Below are 535 nucleotides of genomic sequence, written 5' to 3'. Positions count from 1 at the left end.
AACTTTTCAGTTCCTACGAGAGGAACTGTCCTCTTCCTGAAAAAAGTACACAGTTGGGAAGGTGTTACTGAGATGGTACACGGGTTATTTTTGTTAGTCCTGTGAGTGTACTCATCTGTTAGTTTTGCTCCTGCTGGGGTACACGACTTGTGGTCGTTTTTACTGCGGAGGTACACAAAGATAGCTCTTTGTTGGGAGTTAAGCGGCATGGGCTCGGAGCTTTGAGGCTCGGAGCTTTTGGTGAATTGTTCTTAGAAATCTGTTTCTTAGATGGTTGTGTGGTTAGAGGGTTGGGGTAATCTGGTATGAGCATCTGCATCGGAGTCTTCTTGTTGAGGGCTCGATGAGGACGCGCTGTGTTATAGAGAGCAATCGTTTGCGAGAGGATCTCTCGAACTTCTTCTATGGGTTTGTCCTCAAAGTTGTAGAGCCAGTCGTTCTTGATGATCCCGTTAAGTCGCTCTGCCATAGCGTTGTGGAGAGGGTTGCCTGTCTGGGTGACGCTGGTTACGATGCCTAGGCTGGCCTCGTAGTC

The 535-nt window shown here is 48.2% G+C and carries 1 protein-coding gene; it reads right to left on the bottom strand.

Annotated features, from left to right (window positions below):
• Positions 1-118 precede the first annotated feature (118 nt).
• Positions 119-535: integrase core domain-containing protein (locus tag PORUE0001_RS09790; RefSeq protein ID WP_007365002.1), on the bottom strand; the 417-nt coding region annotated here is incomplete at its 5' end.

Origin of the sequence: Porphyromonas uenonis 60-3, assembly GCF_000174775.1 — a bacterium.
Classification (GTDB): Bacteria; Bacteroidota; Bacteroidia; order Bacteroidales; family Porphyromonadaceae; genus Porphyromonas; species Porphyromonas uenonis_A.
This window is presented reverse-complemented; position numbering and strand designations above follow the sequence as displayed.